Genomic DNA, 16,562 nt, shown 5'->3' with positions numbered 1-16,562 from the left:
GGTGGAGCTGCATGACAAAGTCATCGGGCATTATCTGAACATAAAACACTATCAATAAGTTGGAGTCATTACCCACGTAGGCCACGTACAAAGCGCGTGTTCAATGGATTGATGACGTGAGGCGAATCCATCAGTTTTATCTACACTTGGGATAATGCGCTGACGGGAGTAAAAAAATGGCTGACTGGAATCCCTCTTTATATCTGCACTTCAACGCCGAACGGTCACGACCGGCAGTAGAACTGCTTGCCAGAGTCCCTCTGGAAAACGCCTGGGAAATAGCCGATCTTGGCTGTGGCCCAGGCAATAGCACCGCCCTGCTACATCAACGCTGGCCAACGGCTAAAATTACCGGCATTGATTCGTCTCCGGCGATGATTGCCGAAGCGCGCGCAATTTTACCAGAATGTCAGTTTGTGGAAGCAGACATCCGCAATTGGCAACCTAACCATGCACTCGATCTGATTTTCGCCAATGCCTCGCTGCAATGGCTGCCCGAACACTATGAACTGTTTCCGCATCTGGTATCGTTACTCAATCCGCATGGCGTGCTGGCGGTGCAAATGCCGGACAACTGGCTGGAGCCGACGCATGTGTTAATGCGCGAAGTCGCCTGGGAGCAGCATTATCCGGATCGTGGACGCGAACCGCTGGCAGGCGTTCATGCTTACTACGATATTCTGAGCGAAGCCGGATGTGAGGTTGATATCTGGCGCACCACCTACTATCACCAGATGCCGTCGCACCAGGCGATTATTGACTGGGTGACAGCCACCGGATTACGCCCATGGTTGCAGGATCTGACGGAGAGTGAGCAGCAGCATTTTCTTACGCGCTACCATCAGATGCTGGAAGAACAGTATCCACTGCAGGAGAACGGGCAGATACTGTTGGCATTTCCGCGTCTGTTTATTGTTGCCCGGCGCACGGAGTAATTATTACGTCAGCTGGTAATGGCGATCGGGAAGAATCTTCGGCGGAATTTCTGTTTCGTCGTTCATCTGTAACAGGTCAATTTCAATAGCGTTGCAGATGGCATCCAACGGTAAATCATTGTTTTCAGTACCGAACGGATCTTCCAGCTCTTCCGCCAGACAATCCAGCGAAATAAAGGTGTAGGAAATTAGCACTGAGATAAAAGGCGTCATGTAATGCAGATCCACCACAAGGGCAAACGGTAGCATAATGCAAAAAAGATAAACGGTGCGATGCAAAATCAGGGTGTAAGCAAAGGGAATTGGTGTATATGCAATACGCTCGCACCCTGCCAGTACCGCAGAAATATCATTAAGACGATCGTTCAGACTAATAAACAGAATGTCAGAAAGTAGCCCGTTTCGCCGCTGAACGGCCAACCACTCACCCATTATCAATAAAATACGGTTAGCTGGAGAGTTGGAAGCCAGTACTCGCTGAAGATCTCCAGTATTAAGATAATGTGCCAGCACTCCCGCCTGTGGCTGTTTGCGTAATGTCATGCGTAAACAGTGGGCGAAGGCGATTTGTAGCCGGGCAAACTCCTTTACACTTGCCGAATCAGGTAATGTCGTTTTTACCTCACGCAGTAACGACCGTGAGGCAATCATCAACTGCCCCCAAAGTTTGCGCGCTTCGACATAACGGGCATAACCTGCGTTATTACGAAAACCCAGAAAGATGGCGATGGCCACACCGAGAATGCTGAACGGTGCGAGGGTGAATTTGATGCCCAAATGCGTGTACCAGGGCAGCATGAAAATAACAGCGATAGAAAAGAGAAAATTGAGTAGTAAGCGCGAGGATATCTTGGATAATACTGAACCGTGCCAGACAAAAATACGGCGCAGCCAGTGTTGTTGTGGACGAACAATCATGATTATCTTCAGGCGTGGGAAAGTCGCACTATTAAACGTGATTCCGATCACATTCTCAAGATACTACTTACAAATTACCTACAAGCTTACAACATTAACAGGTGCTGCATGTGGCACCTGTTAATGATAAAGGCACATAGGATGTTGTAACTAATATAATCAAATAAGAAACCCGGTCGAAACCGGGTTCAGAGTATTAGCACAACGGACGTACAGCTTCGCGCATTCCTTTTTCGAGAATCGCATCCAGGTCATTAGCAACCTGCTCAACCAGACCAGGTACTTGCGTCAGGTCTTGCACCCAGTGGTCTTTTTCTGCTAACACAATCGCAACCAGTTCCTGGGTGCCGATAACGCGGTCACGATGCTGGCTCCAGAGTTGCTGGTAACGTTCCAGCCAGTGGGCATCGTCCTGTACCGGATACGTTTCTCCGTTACGCTCTCCGCGATAGAACGCAATCAATGCCGCTAATGCGAAAGTGAGGCGCGCCGGAAGTGTGCCGTTTTCCTTCTGCCCTGCCAGCAACTGCGGCAGGATGCGGGTGCGGAACTTGGTCATACCGTTGAGCGCGATAGACAGCAGCTGATGCTTAATGTACGGGTTACGGAAACGCCCGGTAACGGCGCTGGCGAAAGATTCCAGTTCATCACGTGGCAGATCCAGCACCGGAATAATCTCTTCGTAAATGGCTTTTTCAACGAATGCGCAAATTTCAGCATCGTTCATCGCTTCGCCGACGGTATCCAGCCCTGCCTGGAACGCCACCGGCACCAGCGCGGTGTGTGCGCCATTAAGGATTGCTACTTTGCGCTCTTTATACGGTTTAATATCGTCAACAATCAGCACGTTAAGCGGATATTTATCCAGACGCAGTTCAGTCGCTAAGGATTTCGGTCCCTGAATCACAAACAGGTAAAAGTGTTCAGCGGTGTCGAGGAAACCATCGTGATAGCCGAGTTCAGCTTCCAGTTTAGCCACTTCATCACGCGGATAACCGGTAACGATGCGGTCCACCAGCGTAGAACAGAAACTGTTAGCCTGATCCAGCCATTGAATAAATGCTTCGGGCAGTGCCCATTCTTGTGCGTAGCGCAGCATCAGTTCACGCAACGCGTCGCCGTTGTAGTCGATCAGCTCACACGGAATGATGATCCAACCTTTGTCCAGCGCGCCGTTGAAATGGCTGAAACGTTCGAACAGCAGACGCGTCAGTTTTGCCGGATAGCTTACTGCTGGCGCATCATCAAATTTGTCGCCCGCATGATAGCTAATACCCGCTTCTGTGGTGTTGGAAAAGACGAAGCGCATTTCCGGATTATGTGCAAGTTTCAGGAATTCATCGTAGTCACCGTAGACGCTGATTTCACGGTTTACAGAACGAATCAGACGCGCATCGCTGACCGCTTCTCCCTTCTCATTCAGGCCACGAATAATGGTGGTATACAGCCCATCCTGCGTGCTCAGTGACGGCGGGAATGAAGTTTCAATCGGACGAACAACGACCACGCCAGAATTCAGGTCGGTGTGTTCATTCAGGAGATCAATTTGCCAGTCAACAAAGGCGCGCAGAAAGTTACCTTCACCAAACTGAATGATTCGTTCTGGATACTGTGCACCGGGAAAATCGCGACGATTTAGTGTTTTCACAATGGGTTCCCTTTTGATTAGTCATACAACCTGCTTGAATTGGTACGACAGGTTAGCAAACTTTAATACATTGAACCCCTGTTTTGATCAACTCGTGATGATTAATTAGCAGGTTTAAGATAAAAATGTGGCACAGATCATGGTTCCATCGAGGATTTTTCTCTTTCTCCAGTCGACAGAATGGTAGAACACATTACGCTAAAACTGTGACAAAATAACAAAGCTGTCAGACAACTTCCTCACCATAACGCATGGTACTGGTGCGGTTACGCCCGTCTTTCTTCGACCGATAGAGACACGTATCAGCTTCGACCATCAATTTATTGAAGTCATCGGTTAGTGTGCGGTATGAAGCATCCCCACTACCGACGCCGATGCTAACCGTCAGATAAAGCGTCTTTTGTTGCCAGGTAAACGGTTGTAGTTCAACACCTTTACGAATTTTCTCCGCCATCAGCAGACCATCAACGGGATTCATTGATGGCACGGCTACGGCAAACTCTTCGCCTCCCATTCTCGCCACCAGCCCCTTATCGCCGACAATTTTCTGAATATGCTGGGCAAACACGCTTAACACTTTATCGCCACACTCATGACCATAGTTATCGTTAATGCTTTTGAAATAGTCGATATCAAGCAACATGACGGTCAGATGTTGTGTCTGTTGCAGAGATGGACTTTTCAGCGCCTCATAAAGACCGGATCGTGAGTAAACCTGAGTCAGAAAATCAAAGTCGGCTCGCAGCGCAACTTGCTTCATTAGCGAATTAATCGCTGCCACGCTAAAGGAAACCATAATTGGGCAAATCGCCATCGTGGCAATGCCCAGACGCGCGGAAAACATCTGCGGAATAAAGAACGGCGAACCGACGGCGATATCAATTACCGAATTTGCTACCAGTACGATCTCCACTGCTCCGGTGATAAAAGTCAGCAGACACGTCACCTGTGGCGTATAGCGCACTGCACACCAGATTAATGCAGGCAGCGGGAACGCCAGACTCCCCGCTCCGCCAATGACGACCGAGGCAATAACCGACACAATAAGCGCAATGGCTGGCATCATCTGCTCTGCTTTAAAGCGCGGCAATACCCCAGGAATTGCCAGCGTCAGCATACAAGGCACAATCAACACGCCTGTTGAGAATTGTTCACTAAACCAGTCAGCAAGCAAAGGCCAGAAATCCAGGCTATCAATACTAACCGAACCAATCGCCCCGACGATGGCACATAATAAAGCGGCAATCAGACAATAATTAAATAACCGTAATGCGCTTACTGGCTCGTACTTATTTTTCCCCAGACGCTTATCCCGCATAACCAGTAGGGCGACAGTTACGATAAACATCATATTGGATAAATTGATAACCAGTGAAACCAGCCCCCATTCGGTGGTCATGGCATCATAAACCAGCATTACCACGTAACAGATGGCATAGTAATGCAGACGATTAAGCCAGACGTAGCGGGCAAATACCCCAGCCATCACGCCATTCAGCGGCCAGAAAAGAGAAAGTTCGTGAACCAGGCGTAGCTCTGCACCTATAAAATAGAACAGCGTCGTTAGCGCAAAAATTGCAATGCTATTACGTAGTAGATGACCTTCCTGGAACAAACGGAAAGTGGATATGGGGTGTACATGCATTAATTATCTGTCCATACAATTGCGAGTGGCAATTATCTCAACGCAATAAGTAAATTCTCATAAAGGATAGCATGTTCGCTGACAGCGGCGACAAAGAAAGATATCAATCAGATGATCTTTTGGCTTTTACCACCATTCTTATGGCTGATTCATCTGAATAACCAGCCAGTGATAGATAACCGTCACGATATAACGTTGTTGTTCCTCACTTAACGAAACACCCTGCGGAATGTTATGCCACTTAGCCAGACAGCCACGGCAGCAGGTCGCGGTGGCGTGTTGAGCGATAAACACCGGATGCCCGCGCATGGGGGTTTGCTTCCCGTCGTTCGCCGGTAATGCCGGCGCAAGACGCTTAGCGACAAAATCTGCCGCATGTTGTTCAATAACCGGCGCGCCCTTCTCCAGACAATACTGACGCTCCTTGACGCCCAGACGAAAGCGAGAGCGAAATTTTGAACGGGCTAAACGCGCGAAGAGTGGATCAAGTGACTGCATTAATAAACCGAGCGTCCTAACTGTTTCGTTAATTGTTCAAGTACTGCAATACCGGCAAGAGAGTTACCTGCGTCATCCAGCTCCGGGCTCCATACCGCGATGGCCATTTCATGCGGGACGATCGCAACAATACCGCCGCCAACACCAGATTTTGCCGGAAGCCCTACCCGCCAGGCGAATTCACCCGCGTTTTGATACATTCCACTGGTCGCCATCAACGCGTTAATTTGCCGCGCCTGCATCGGCGTCACTACGGGCTCATCGATATGAATAGTCTTTCCCTGATTTGCCAGAAAAACAAACGTCCGCGCCAGCTCAACGCAGCTCATTTTCAGTGCACAGTAATGAAAGTAGTTTTGCAGAACGGTTGTCACATCATGATGGAAATTGCCAAACGACTTCATCAGCCAGGCAATAGCCGCATTTCGCGCGGAATGTTCAAACTCGGAGCGGGCAACCACCGTATCGTAGGCAATATCAGACACGCCGCTTAAGCCACGCACGACTTCCAGCATACGTTGCCGTGGTGCGCTTAATCGCCCTTGCAACATATCGCAGACCACCAGCGCACCGGCATTAATAAACGGATTACGCGGAATGCCCTGCTCCATTTCCAGTTGCACTAAGGAATTGAACGGAGATCCCGACGGATCTTTGCCGACGCGTTGCCAGATTTCTTCTTCGGAGTAATGACGCATAGCAACAACGAGACTGAGCACTTTGGAAATAGACTGAATAGAAAAACGTTCTTGCGCGTCTCCGGCCTGGAAAAGCTGCCCATCAACGGTACAGATAGCAATCCCCAGACGGGAACCATCGACGGTTGCCAGTGCCGGAATATAATCAGCGACTTTACCCTGACCAATTAGCGGACGTACTTGCCGCAAGATATTTTCTAAAATTGCATTATCCATGGCGACTGCCACTCTCTGCTCCTTGCTCGCAGGTCTGAAAAGACCTGCGAGTATAACAGAGCTAAATATGTGACGTCAGATCCGGTCTTTCCACACCGTCTGGATATTACAGAACTCATGTAAGCCGAAATGAGAAAGTTCACGCCCAAAACCGCTCTTCTTCACACCGCCAAAAGCGACCCGTGCGTCGCTGGCGCAGAAACCATTGATAAACACGCCGCCGCATTCCAGACGTGCCGCCATCTGTCTGGCTCGTGTTTCGTCAGCGGTAAAGATCGTCGCTGAAAGGCCGAACTCACTGTCATTCGCCAGTTCCAGCGCATGTTCTGCATCTCTCGCTACGGTGATTGCCGCAACGGGGCCAAACATTTCTTCACGAAACGCGGTCATTTCTGGGGTGACATTTGCCAGAACCGTTGGCGGATAGTAGTTACCTGCCCCAGCCATCTTTTCCCCGCCCAGTAACAAACGTGCGCCCTGCGCCAGGGTTTTTTCCACCTGATGATGCAACTCATCACGCAAGTCAAAACGTGCCATCGGACCAAGATAGTTCTCTTCGTCACGGGGATCGCCCATTTTCAACGCTGCCGCAGCTGCCACAAAACGTTCGGTAAATGCCGAAGCAATCCCCTCTTCGATGATAAAGCGTTTTGCCGCCGCGCAAACCTGTCCGGTATTCTGGTAACGCCCGGCAACCGCCGCTTTAACCGCCAGTTCCAGATCGGCATCGTTAAGCACAATAAACGGATCTGAACCGCCCAGCTCCAGTACGCATTTTTTCAGTGCCGCACCAGCCTGTGCACCAATAGCCGCTCCCGCACGAACACTCCCGGTCACGGTGACTGCCGCAATACGTGGATCTTTAATCATCTGACTGACACCATCGTTATCGGCATTTAGCCAGCCATATACGCCCTGAGGGATACCCGCGTCTTTAAACACCAGGGCAATTAGCTGAGCACAGCCCGTCACATTCGGCGCGTGCTTAAGTAAGTAGCCGTTACCTGCAAGAATGATGGGAACAGCGCCGCGCATCACTTGCCATAAAGGAAAGTTCCACGGCATAACTGCCAGAATCGTCCCCATTGGTCGATACTCAATAACCGCCTGCTGATTCTCAACCAGCGTTGGCTCTGCTTTCAGCATTGACGGGCCATGTTCTGCATACCAGTCACACAAATTCGCCGATTTCACCACTTCGGCACGTGCCTGCTTGATGGGTTTACCCATTTCGCGGGTGATCATTTGCGCTATCTCTTCGCTGCGAGTACGCAGAGCTTTACCGATATCTCGCAGTTTTTCCGCCCGGTAATCTACGCTTGTCTCGCGCCAGCCGCGAAAACCTTCCACTGCAAGCTGAAGAGCGTTTTCAATATCGTCAGCGCCTGTCCAGGGCAGTGAGGACAGTTGTTCACCATTGGCTGGATTTATCGAAATGGCATGGGTCGCCGGAGTGATGGTCATTGGGGTATCTCCTTTATGAGTTATGGTTTGAAGATACGTAGATTTACTCTTGTTTGAAAATGAATAATATTAAGCCACTTATTCACAAATCGAGAATGCTATGGATCTGACTCAACTGGAGATGTTCAACGCAGTTGCCGAGGCAGGCAGCATTACCCAGGCTGCGGCTAAAGTACATCGTGTGCCGTCGAATCTCACGACTCGTATACGTCAACTGGAAACAGAGCTCGGTGTTGAGCTGTTTATCCGCGAAAATCAGCGTTTACGGCTTTCTCCCGCCGGGCATAACTTTTTACGCTACAGCCAACAAATTCTCGCGTTGGTGGATGAGGCGAGAAATGTCGTGGCTGGCGATGAGCCACAAGGTCTGTTTTCTCTCGGATCGCTGGAAAGCACCGCCGCAGTGCGTATTCCGGCAACGCTGGCAGAATTTAACCGTCGTTACCCCAAAATTCAGTTTTCACTTTCCACCGGCCCTTCCGGCACGATGCTGGACGGCGTACTGGAAGGAAAACTGAATGCGGCATTTATTGATGGGCCGATTAACCATACCGCCATCGACGGGATACCGGTGTATCGTGAGGAGCTGATGATCGTCACGCCGCAAGGACATGTGCCAGTTACCCGTGCCAGTCAGGTTAATGGTTACAACATCTATGCCTTTCGCGCCAATTGTTCGTATCGCCGTCATTTTGAGAGCTGGTTTCATGCTGACGGTGCCGCACCGGGGACTATTCATGAGATGGAGTCGTATCACGGGATGCTGGCCTGTGTGGTCGCGGGTGCGGGCATTGCGCTTATCCCTCGTTCTATGCTGGAAAGTATGCCGGGGCATCACCAGGTTGAAGCATGGCCGTTGGCTGAGCAATGGCGTTGGTTAACAACCTGGCTGGTCTGGCGTCGCGGTGCGAAAACGCGCCCGCTTGAGGCGTTTATTGAACTGCTGGATGTACCAGACTAAATGTTGTACCGGCTACTCACGCTGCCGTTGATACAGCATGAATCGGCGAAACGCGACATAGATCACAAAACCGTTGTATTCAGATCATTAACCGTTTTAAGATCATTTCATTACCTTTTCGCAACTCATCCGATAATCGGTTATGACAACAAATATGGTTTCCCGCAAAGTGGCGTGGCTACGGGTCGTTACGCTGGCCGTTGCCGCCTTCATCTTCAATACCACCGAATTTGTGCCTGTAGGTTTGCTTTCTGATATTGCGCAAAGCTTTCATATGCAAACCGCACAAGTCGGTATCATGTTGACCATTTATGCGTGGGTAGTGGCGCTATTGTCACTGCCTTTTATGCTAATGACCAGTCAGGTCGAACGCCGCAAATTGCTGATCTGTCTGTTTGTGGTGTTTATCGCCAGCCACATACTGTCGTTTTTATCGTGGAGCTTTACCGTTCTGGTAATCAGTCGCATTGGTGTGGCTTTCGCCCATGCTATTTTCTGGTCGATTACGGCGTCTCTGGCAATCCGTATGGCGCCAGCCGGAAAGCGAGCGCAGGCATTGAGTTTAATTGCCACCGGCACAGCACTGGCGATGGTATTAGGTTTACCTATCGGGCGCATTGTGGGGCAGTATTTCGGCTGGCGAACAACCTTCTTCGCGATTGGTATCGGGGCGCTTATCACCCTTTTGTGCCTGATCAAATTACTTCCATTGCTGCCCAGTGAGCACTCTGGTTCGTTAAAAAGTCTTCCGCTGCTGTTTCGTCGCCCGGCATTGATGAGCATTTATTTGCTGACGGTAGTCGTGGTCACCGCCCATTACACGGCATACAGCTATATTGAACCTTTTGTGCAAAACGTTGCGGGGTTCAGCGCCAACTTTGCCACAGCATTGCTGTTGATGCTCGGTGGTGCGGGCATCATTGGTAGCGTCATTTTCGGTAAGCTGGGTAATCAGCACGCATCTGTGCTGGTCAGTGCGGCGATTGCGCTATTGCTGGTGTGCCTGGCACTACTGTTGCCTTCGGCAAGTAGCCAGATACACCTCGGCGTGCTGAGCATTTTCTGGGGGATCGCGATGATGATCATCGGACTTGGGATGCAGGTTAAAGTACTGGCGCTGGCACCAGATGCCACCGACGTTGCGATGGCGCTCTTTTCCGGGATATTTAATATTGGCATTGGCGCCGGAGCACTGGTGGGCAATCAGGTAAGTCTGCACTGGTCGATGTCGATGATTGGTTATGTGGGGGCAGTTCCGGCACTCGCCGCGTTGATATGGTCAATCATCATATTCCGCCGCTGGCCTGTGGCACTTGAAGAACAGACGCAATAGCTTCCATGCACGAACGAGCCTTTCAGATTATTGACAACGTGCGCTTTGTTTATGCCGGATGCGGCGGGAACGCCTTAGCCGGCCTACAACTCAATACATTGCAGAGATTACGTAGACCTGATAAACGTAGCGCATAGGCAATGTTGCGTTTGTCATCTGCTCAGACCCATTTGGGTCTTTTTTAATGGTAAGTTTTAATAATTTCCAGGATGCCGTTAATAATAAATTGCACGCCCATACAAACCAGCAAGAAGCCCATCAAGCGGGAGATCGCTTCAATTCCCCCTTTCCCCACCAGCCGCATAATGGCACCAGAGCTACGTAGACTTCCCCACAAAATGACCGCCACCAGGAAAAAGATCAGCGGCGGCGCAACCATCAGCACCCAGTCCGCGAAGGTTGAACTCTGACGCACCGTTGACGCCGAGCTAATGATCATCGCAATGGTTCCCGGTCCGGCGGTACTTGGCATTGCCAGTGGCACAAAAGCAATATTGGCGCTGGGTTCATCTTCCAGCTCTTCCGATTTGCTTTTTGCTTCCGGTGAATCCGTTGCCTTTTGCTGGGGAAAGAGCATACGGAAACCGATAAATGCAACAATTAACCCCCCAGCAATACGTAGACCGGGAATCGAAATGCCGAACGTATCCATCACCAGTTGCCCGGCGTAATACGCCACCATCATGATGGCAAATACGTATACCGAGGCCATCAACGACTGGCGGTTACGTTCGGCGCTGTTCATGTTGCCCGCCAGGCCAAGAAATAACGCGACTGTCGTTAATGGGTTGGCTAACGGCAGCAACACCACCAGCCCCAGACTAATTGCTTTAAACAAATCTAACATTGGTGGTTGTTATCCTGTGTGTCTGAGTCATCAGCGAAAAGTATAAAGGGAAAACAAAGAGAAAGTTTCACTCTTTAACTAATCTTGCATAGCACTGACCAAAACTTGAACCGATTTAGCAAAACGTGGCATCAGACAATTCATTCATTTGACTTATACTTGCCTGGGCAATATTATCCCCTGTAACTAATTACTTGCCAGGGCAACCAATGTGAAAAGTACCAGCGACCTGTTCAATGAAATCATCCCCTTGGGTCGCTTAATCTATATGGTTAATCAGAAGAAAGACCGTCTGCTTAACGATTATCTGTCTCCGCTGGATATCACTGCGGCACAGTTTAAGGTGCTCTGCTCTATCCGCTGCGCAGCGTGCATTACGCCGGTTGAACTGAAAAAAGTGTTGTCGGTCGACCTGGGGGCACTGACCCGTATGCTGGATCGCCTGGTCTGTAAAGGCTGGGTGGAACGGTTGCCAAACCCGAATGACAAGCGCGGCGTGCTGGTAAAACTCACCGCCAGCGGCGCAACAATATGTGAACAATGCCATCAATTAGTTGGCCAGGATCTGCATCAAGAATTAACAAAAAACCTGACGGCGGACGAAGTGGCAACGCTTGAGCATTTGCTTAAGAAAGTCCTGCCGTAAACAAAAAAAGAGGTATGACGATGTCCAGACGCAACACTGACGCTATTACCATTCATAGCATTTTGGACTGGATCGAGGACAACCTGGAATCGCCACTGTCACTGGAGAAAGTGTCAGAGCGTTCGGGTTACTCCAAATGGCACCTGCAACGGATGTTTAAAAAAGAAACCGGCCATTCATTAGGTCAATATATCCGCAGCCGTAAGATGACAGAAATCGCGCAAAAGCTGAAAGAAAGCAACGAGCCGATACTCTATCTGGCAGAACGTTATGGTTTCGAGTCCCAGCAAACGCTGACCCGAACCTTCAAAAACTACTTTGATGTTCCGCCGCATAAATACCGGATGGCTAATATTCAGGGCGAATCGCGCTTTTTACATCCATTAAATCATTACAATAGCTAGTTGAAACGTGACAACGTCACTGAGGCAATCATGAAACCACTTTTATCCGCAATGATAACCGCGCTTATTGTCTTTTCTGCGCAAGGCTTTGCGGAACAAACCACGCAGCCGACGGTTATTCCCTGTGGTGATGAAGTGATTGTTCCCCCATCGCAGGAACAACCACCATTCGATTTAAATCACATGGGTACAGGCAGTGATAAGTCGGATGCGCTGGGCGTGCCCTATTATAATCAACACGCCATGTAGTTAATTCTGGCCCCGACATATCGGGGCTTATTAACTTCTCACCTTCACCGCTTTACGCCACCGCAAACCAAACACATTGATATACAGCCCACCCATTATCAGCACCGCACCGAAAAATTGCAGACCCGTTAATCGTTCATCTAACAATAACGCCGCACTTGCCAGACCGACTACCGGGACAAGTAACGATAACGGTGCCACGCGCCAGGTTTCATAACGCCCAAGCAGCGTCCCCCAGAGCCCATAGCCGACAATCGTCGCCACAAACGCCAGATACATCAGAGACAAAATGGTGGTCACGTCGATAGTGACCAGGCTGTGAATCATTGTTGCGGAACCATCGAGAATGAGCGAGGCGACAAAGAACGGGAGAATCGGGATCAATGCGCTCCACACTACCAGCGACATCACTGCCGGGCGCGATGAGTGCGACATGATCTTTTTATTGAAGATGTTGCCACACGCCCAGCTAAATGCTGCCGCCAGGGTCAGCATAAAACCGAGCATCGCCACATGCTGACCGTTCAGGCTACCTTCAATCAACACCAGCACGCCAAATATCGCTAAGGCGATCCCCGCCAGTTGCTTGCCATGTAGTCGTTCACCGAAAGTAAACGCGCCGAGGACAATCGTAAAAAACGCCTGTGCCTGTAAAACCAGCGAGGCCAGACCTGCTGGCATACCGAAGTTAATGGCGCAGAAGAGAAAGGCAAACTGCGCAAAACTGATGGTTAAACCATACCCCAGTAGCAAATTCAGCGGTACTTTCGGTCGTGCGATAAAAAAGATTGCCGGGAAAGCCACCAGCATAAAGCGCAAACCGGCCAACATCAGCGGTGGCATATTATGAAGCCCCACTTTGATGACCACAAAATTAAGCCCCCACACAACCACTACCAGTAGCGCCAACAACCCATCTTTTCGCGACATTCTACCGCCCCTGAATTTTCATCTTTTGTAAGCAATCAACTTAGCGGAATTTACTTTTTTTTAACAGTTGATTCGTTAGTCACCGTTTACGACGGCATTAATGCGCAAATAAGTCGCTATACTTCGGATTTTTGCCATGCTATTTCTTTACATCTCTAAAACAAAACATAACGAAACGCACTGCCGGACAGCCAAATGAACTTATCTCTGCGACGCTCTACCAGCGCCCTTCTTGCCTCGTCGTTGTTATTAACCATCGGACGCGGCGCTACGCTGCCGTTTATGACTATTTATTTGAGTCGCCAGTACGGTCTGGGTGTCGATTTGATTGGTTATGCGATGACAATTGCGCTCACTATCGGCGTCGTTTTCAGCCTCGGATTTGGCATTCTGGCGGATAAGTTTGACAAGAAACGTTATATGTTACTGGCAATTACCGCCTTCGCCAGCGGCTTTATCGCCATTCCCCTGGTGGACAACGTGACGCTTGTGGTGCTGTTCTTCGCGCTCATCAACTGCGCGTATTCCGTTTTTGCTACCGTGTTGAAGGCCTGGTTTGCCGATAATCTTTCCTCCGCCAGTAAAACGAAGATCTTCTCGATCAACTACACCATGCTCAACATTGGCTGGACCATCGGCCCACCGCTCGGCACGCTGTTGGTGATGCAAAGTATCAATCTGCCCTTTTGGCTGGCAGCCATCTGTTCTGCGTTTCCTGTGCTTTTCATTCAAATTTGGGTGAAACGCAGCGAGAAAATCATCGCCACAGAGACAGGCAGCGTCTGGTCTCCAAAGGTTTTGTTACAGGATAAAGCTCTGCTGTGGTTCACCTGCTCAGCCTTTCTGGCCTCTTTCGTGAGCGGAGCGTTTGCCTCGTGCATTTCACAATACGTGATGGTGATTGCTGATGGTGATTTTGCCGAAAAGGTGGTTGCGGTTGTTCTTCCGGTTAATGCTGCGATGGTGGTTACGTTGCAATATTCCGTGGGCCGGCGCATTAATCCGAGCAACATCCGCGTGCTAATGACGGTCGGCACTCTCTGCTTTGTCATCGGTCTGGTCGGGTTTATCTTTTCGGGCAACAGCCTGCTACTTTGGGGAATTTCAGCCGCCGTGTTTACTCTTGGCGAAATCATTTATGCCCCTGGTGAATATATGTTGATTGACCATATTGCACCGCCAGGGATGAAAGCCAGCTATTTTTCCGCCCAGTCTTTAGGCTGGCTTGGTGCAGCGATTAACCCATTAGTGAGTGGCGTCGTGCTCACCCGCCTGCCGCCGTCCTCGCTGTTTGTCATCTTAGCGTTGGCGATCATTGCTGCATGGGTGCTGATGTTAAAAGGCATTCACGCAAGACCCTGGGGGCAGCCGGTTCTTTGTTGACTCTCTGCCGTGCCTTAACGGCACGGCTTGACTCATTATTTTCCTGTTGCAAAGGCGTAGCCTTCATCTTCCCAGCCGGTTACCCCGCCGATCATGATTTTAACTGGCCTTCCTAACCGAGCCAGTTTGAGTGCCGCGCGGTCTGCGCCGTTACAATGTGGCCCCGCGCAATACACCACAAACAGAGTATCTTCCGGCCATTGAGCCATTCTCTCTTCGGTCATTTGCTTATGGGGCAGATGAATTGCGCCTGGGATATGCCGATGAGCGAAATCCTCTTCACGTCCGACCACATGCAGCAAAACGAAATCATCGCCAATGTAGGCCAGCGAGTCATGAACATCTGCGCAATCCGTTTCGACACTCAAACGCATGAGAAAATGCGCTTCGGCAACGTCCGGTTTCGCTGCGGTAAATTCAGTGACATAACGCATATTGCTTTTTCCTTTTGGGTTGTTGTGTTAACAATAATGTAACCAATCAACCTTTCACTGACCGCCTTCCAATATGCCAGAAAAAAGCAAAATGATGACAACAGTACAACGACCGCTTGTCACTGTACTGGCCTATGACGGGCTTTGTACTTTCGAATTTGGTGTAGCCGTTGAAATCTTCGGCCTGCCGCGACCGGAACTGGGCGATAACTGGTATCGGTTTGCTGTTGCTGCGGTAGAACCCGGTGCGCTGCAAGCTACTGGCGGGATCCACGTAGTTGCGGATGGCGGGCTGGAGCTACTGACTGAAGCCGATATGATTATTATTCCAGGCTGGCGCGGTATAGATGCAACAGTACCAGAAATGCTATGCCAGGCGTTGCGCGAAGCACATCAACGCGGTACTCGCCTGGTTTCGATATGCTCGGGCGTATTTGTCCTTGCCGCCGCTGGCCTTCTTCACCAGCGAAAAGCGACCACCCACTGGCGCTACACGGAACAACTCCAGCATCGTTACCCTTCAATTCACGTAAGTGACAATGTGTTATATCAGGATGAAGGACAAGTGATGACCTCCGCTGGAAGCGCAGCAGGGATCGATCTGTGCTTACATATCGTGCGCAAAGATTATGGTCACGAAATTGCTAATAATGTCGCCCGGCGGCTGGTCATTCAGCCTCATCGCCACGGTGAGCAACCACAAAACCTGACACGCCCGATGGCTGCGCCGCGTGAAAGCCATACGTTAGGCGCATTATTCGACTTTTTACAGCAAAATCTGGCACAAACGCATACCGTTGCCTCTCTCGCCGGACGAGTGAATATGAGTCAACGTACTTTTTTAAGACGCTTTGTCGCCTTAACGGGTATGACACCCGCCCGCTGGCTTCTCAATGAGCGATTAATACGAGTGGAAGATTATCTGCAAAATTCGTCGTTTAGCATCGATAAAATTGCAGATCTGACGGGGTTTGGTAATTCATCTTTACTGCGTCATCATTTTCACCAGCGTTTTTTATTATCCCCTTCACAATATCGGAAAAACAGCCGTTCCTCATCACATTAACCCTCTAATTCAGCCTTCGTTTAGGTTACCTCTGCTAATATCTTTCTCATTGAGATGAAAATTAAGGTAAGAGAGGAAACACACCACACCATAAACGGAGGCAAATAATGCTGGGTAATATGAATGTTTTTATAGCTGTACTGGGAATAATTTTATTTTCTGGCTTTCTGGCCGCGTATTTCAGCCACAAATGGGATGACTAATGAACGGAGGGTAATGACTCTAACTTATTGATAGTGTTTTATGTTCAGATAATGCCCGATGACTTTGTCATGCAGCTCCACCGA

Annotated in this window: 20 protein-coding genes; 10 read left to right on the top strand and 10 right to left on the bottom strand. The window is 49.8% G+C overall.

From position 1 onward, the window contains the following. The first annotated feature begins 1 nt into the window (after window position 1). Window positions 2–58: an IS1 family transposase gene (locus FC814_RS23665; RefSeq protein WP_003032489.1), complete on the top strand. Its 57-nt coding sequence runs from the start codon at window positions 2–4 to the stop codon at window positions 56–58. Between the two features lie 118 nt (window positions 59–176). Next, window positions 177–935, top strand: a complete 759-nt coding sequence (gene tam / locus FC814_RS20245) for a trans-aconitate 2-methyltransferase (protein WP_105280467.1) — start codon at window positions 177–179, stop codon at window positions 933–935. Between the two features lie 3 nt (window positions 936–938). Here the strand turns inward: tam and FC814_RS20240 are convergent, their stop codons facing one another. The 6 genes from FC814_RS20240 to sad all read right to left on the bottom strand — a co-directional run bounded on the left by FC814_RS20240 (window position 939) and on the right by sad (window position 8,022). Then, window positions 939–1,853 (bottom strand): bestrophin family protein, encoded by a 915-nt coding sequence (locus FC814_RS20240; protein ID WP_024212389.1) that lies wholly within the window; start codon window positions 1,851–1,853, stop codon window positions 939–941. A gap of 196 nt (window positions 1,854–2,049) precedes the next feature. Further along, a complete protein-coding gene (gene uxaB, locus FC814_RS20235) occupies window positions 2,050–3,501 on the bottom strand; it encodes a tagaturonate reductase (RefSeq protein WP_137326377.1) in 1,452 nt (483 codons plus the stop codon). Window positions 3,502–3,727: 226 nt separating this feature from the next. After that, entirely contained in the window at window positions 3,728–5,146 is a 1,419-nt protein-coding gene (locus FC814_RS20230; RefSeq protein WP_137326376.1) for a diguanylate cyclase, read from the bottom strand. 138 nt (window positions 5,147–5,284) lie between these two features. Further along, window positions 5,285–5,644 carry a DUF4186 domain-containing protein gene (locus FC814_RS20225; protein WP_001191014.1) on the bottom strand — a complete coding sequence of 120 codons (360 nt, stop codon included), beginning with the start codon at window positions 5,642–5,644 and terminating at the stop codon, window positions 5,285–5,287. Further along, window positions 5,644–6,570: a glutaminase B gene (gene glsB, locus FC814_RS20220; protein WP_137326375.1), complete on the bottom strand. Its 927-nt coding sequence runs from the start codon at window positions 6,568–6,570 to the stop codon at window positions 5,644–5,646. Before glsB ends, FC814_RS20225 begins: the two co-directional genes overlap by 1 nt. Before the next feature lie 63 nt (window positions 6,571–6,633). After that, a complete protein-coding gene (sad, locus tag FC814_RS20215) occupies window positions 6,634–8,022 on the bottom strand; it encodes a succinate-semialdehyde dehydrogenase (RefSeq protein WP_137326374.1) in 1,389 nt (462 codons plus the stop codon). A 100-nt stretch (window positions 8,023–8,122) separates the two neighbouring features. On the opposite strand from sad, the gene FC814_RS20210 reads away from it, so the two are divergent. Beyond that, on the top strand, window positions 8,123–8,983 hold the full coding sequence (locus tag FC814_RS20210) for a LysR family transcriptional regulator (RefSeq protein WP_105289758.1): 861 nt from the start codon (window positions 8,123–8,125) through the stop codon (window positions 8,981–8,983). 142 nt (window positions 8,984–9,125) lie between these two features. Beyond that, a complete protein-coding gene (gene ydeA / locus FC814_RS20205; protein ID WP_137326373.1) occupies window positions 9,126–10,316 on the top strand; it encodes an L-arabinose MFS transporter in 1,191 nt (396 codons plus the stop codon). A gap of 181 nt (window positions 10,317–10,497) precedes the next feature. Here the strand turns inward: ydeA and marC are convergent, their stop codons facing one another. Beyond that, window positions 10,498–11,163: an NAAT family transporter MarC gene (gene marC, locus FC814_RS20200; protein WP_000885044.1), complete on the bottom strand. Its 666-nt coding sequence runs from the start codon at window positions 11,161–11,163 to the stop codon at window positions 10,498–10,500. 211 nt (window positions 11,164–11,374) lie between these two features. On the opposite strand from marC, the gene marR reads away from it, so the two are divergent. Genes marR through marB form a run of 3 tightly spaced genes read left to right on the top strand, consistent with a single transcriptional unit; the run spans window position 11,375 to window position 12,462 of the window. Further along, on the top strand, window positions 11,375–11,809 hold the full coding sequence (gene marR / locus FC814_RS20195) for a multiple antibiotic resistance transcriptional regulator MarR (RefSeq protein WP_000843429.1): 435 nt from the start codon (window positions 11,375–11,377) through the stop codon (window positions 11,807–11,809). 20 nt (window positions 11,810–11,829) lie between these two features. After that, window positions 11,830–12,213 carry an MDR efflux pump AcrAB transcriptional activator MarA gene (marA, locus tag FC814_RS20190; RefSeq protein ID WP_000091195.1) on the top strand — a complete coding sequence of 128 codons (384 nt, stop codon included), beginning with the start codon at window positions 11,830–11,832 and terminating at the stop codon, window positions 12,211–12,213. A 30-nt stretch (window positions 12,214–12,243) separates the two neighbouring features. Continuing rightward, a complete protein-coding gene (gene marB / locus FC814_RS20185) occupies window positions 12,244–12,462 on the top strand; it encodes a multiple antibiotic resistance protein MarB (protein WP_000803538.1) in 219 nt (72 codons plus the stop codon). Between the two features lie 30 nt (window positions 12,463–12,492). Here the strand turns inward: marB and eamA are convergent, their stop codons facing one another. Further along, a complete protein-coding gene (gene eamA, locus FC814_RS20180) occupies window positions 12,493–13,392 on the bottom strand; it encodes an O-acetylserine/cysteine exporter (RefSeq protein ID WP_000087182.1) in 900 nt (299 codons plus the stop codon). Window positions 13,393–13,587: 195 nt separating this feature from the next. Here eamA and ydeE point away from each other — a divergent pair, with 195 nt between their 5' ends. Beyond that, on the top strand, window positions 13,588–14,775 hold the full coding sequence (ydeE, locus tag FC814_RS20175; RefSeq protein WP_105280458.1) for an efflux MFS transporter YdeE: 1,188 nt from the start codon (window positions 13,588–13,590) through the stop codon (window positions 14,773–14,775). A 35-nt stretch (window positions 14,776–14,810) separates the two neighbouring features. Here ydeE and FC814_RS20170 read toward each other — a convergent pair whose 3' ends face one another. Next, window positions 14,811–15,209 carry a rhodanese-like domain-containing protein gene (locus FC814_RS20170; RefSeq protein ID WP_001271098.1) on the bottom strand — a complete coding sequence of 133 codons (399 nt, stop codon included), beginning with the start codon at window positions 15,207–15,209 and terminating at the stop codon, window positions 14,811–14,813. Window positions 15,210–15,303: 94 nt separating this feature from the next. Between FC814_RS20170 and ftrA the strand changes: the two genes are divergently transcribed. Both ftrA and mgtS read left to right on the top strand, forming a co-directional pair. Then, window positions 15,304–16,275 carry a transcriptional regulator FtrA gene (ftrA, locus tag FC814_RS20165; RefSeq protein WP_137326378.1) on the top strand — a complete coding sequence of 324 codons (972 nt, stop codon included), beginning with the start codon at window positions 15,304–15,306 and terminating at the stop codon, window positions 16,273–16,275. 107 nt (window positions 16,276–16,382) lie between these two features. Beyond that, the gene (gene mgtS / locus FC814_RS20160; RefSeq protein ID WP_000901364.1) at window positions 16,383–16,478 is read left to right on the top strand and encodes a protein MgtS; all 96 of its coding nucleotides are present in this window, start codon (window positions 16,383–16,385) and stop codon (window positions 16,476–16,478) included. A gap of 24 nt (window positions 16,479–16,502) precedes the next feature. On the opposite strand, the gene FC814_RS23660 is transcribed toward mgtS, so the two are convergent. Further along, window positions 16,503–16,562: IS1 family transposase (locus tag FC814_RS23660; protein ID WP_071528444.1), on the bottom strand; the 60-nt coding region annotated here is incomplete at its 5' end.

The sequence above is a fragment of the Escherichia sp. MR genome, assembly GCF_005280595.1.
Classification (GTDB): Bacteria; Pseudomonadota; Gammaproteobacteria; order Enterobacterales; family Enterobacteriaceae; genus Escherichia; species Escherichia ruysiae.
Note: the sequence above shows the minus strand (reverse complement) of the source record. Positions and strands in the feature narration are given on the sequence as shown.

Bases quoted from the DNA above. Each gene is read 5' to 3' on its own strand.
- tam (WP_105280467.1), top strand. From the start codon at position 177: ATGGCTGACTGGAATCCCTCTTTATATCTGCACTTCAACGCCGAACGG.
- FC814_RS20240 (WP_024212389.1), bottom strand. From the start codon at position 1,853: ATGATTGTTCGTCCACAACAACACTGGCTGCGCCGTATTTTTGTCTGG.
- FC814_RS20230 (WP_137326376.1), bottom strand. From the start codon at position 5,146: ATGCATGTACACCCCATATCCACTTTCCGTTTGTTCCAGGAAGGTCAT.
- FC814_RS20225 (WP_001191014.1), bottom strand. From the start codon at position 5,644: ATGCAGTCACTTGATCCACTCTTCGCGCGTTTAGCCCGTTCAAAATTT.
- sad (WP_137326374.1), bottom strand. From the start codon at position 8,022: ATGACCATCACTCCGGCGACCCATGCCATTTCGATAAATCCAGCCAAT.
- FC814_RS20210 (WP_105289758.1), top strand. From the start codon at position 8,123: ATGGATCTGACTCAACTGGAGATGTTCAACGCAGTTGCCGAGGCAGGC.
- ydeA (WP_137326373.1), top strand. From the start codon at position 9,126: ATGACAACAAATATGGTTTCCCGCAAAGTGGCGTGGCTACGGGTCGTT.
- marC (WP_000885044.1), bottom strand. From the start codon at position 11,163: ATGTTAGATTTGTTTAAAGCAATTAGTCTGGGGCTGGTGGTGTTGCTG.
- marA (WP_000091195.1), top strand. From the start codon at position 11,830: ATGTCCAGACGCAACACTGACGCTATTACCATTCATAGCATTTTGGAC.
- marB (WP_000803538.1), top strand. From the start codon at position 12,244: ATGAAACCACTTTTATCCGCAATGATAACCGCGCTTATTGTCTTTTCT.
- eamA (WP_000087182.1), bottom strand. From the start codon at position 13,392: ATGTCGCGAAAAGATGGGTTGTTGGCGCTACTGGTAGTGGTTGTGTGG.
- ydeE (WP_105280458.1), top strand. From the start codon at position 13,588: ATGAACTTATCTCTGCGACGCTCTACCAGCGCCCTTCTTGCCTCGTCG.
- FC814_RS20170 (WP_001271098.1), bottom strand. From the start codon at position 15,209: ATGCGTTATGTCACTGAATTTACCGCAGCGAAACCGGACGTTGCCGAA.
- ftrA (WP_137326378.1), top strand. From the start codon at position 15,304: ATGACAACAGTACAACGACCGCTTGTCACTGTACTGGCCTATGACGGG.
- mgtS (WP_000901364.1), top strand. From the start codon at position 16,383: ATGCTGGGTAATATGAATGTTTTTATAGCTGTACTGGGAATAATTTTA.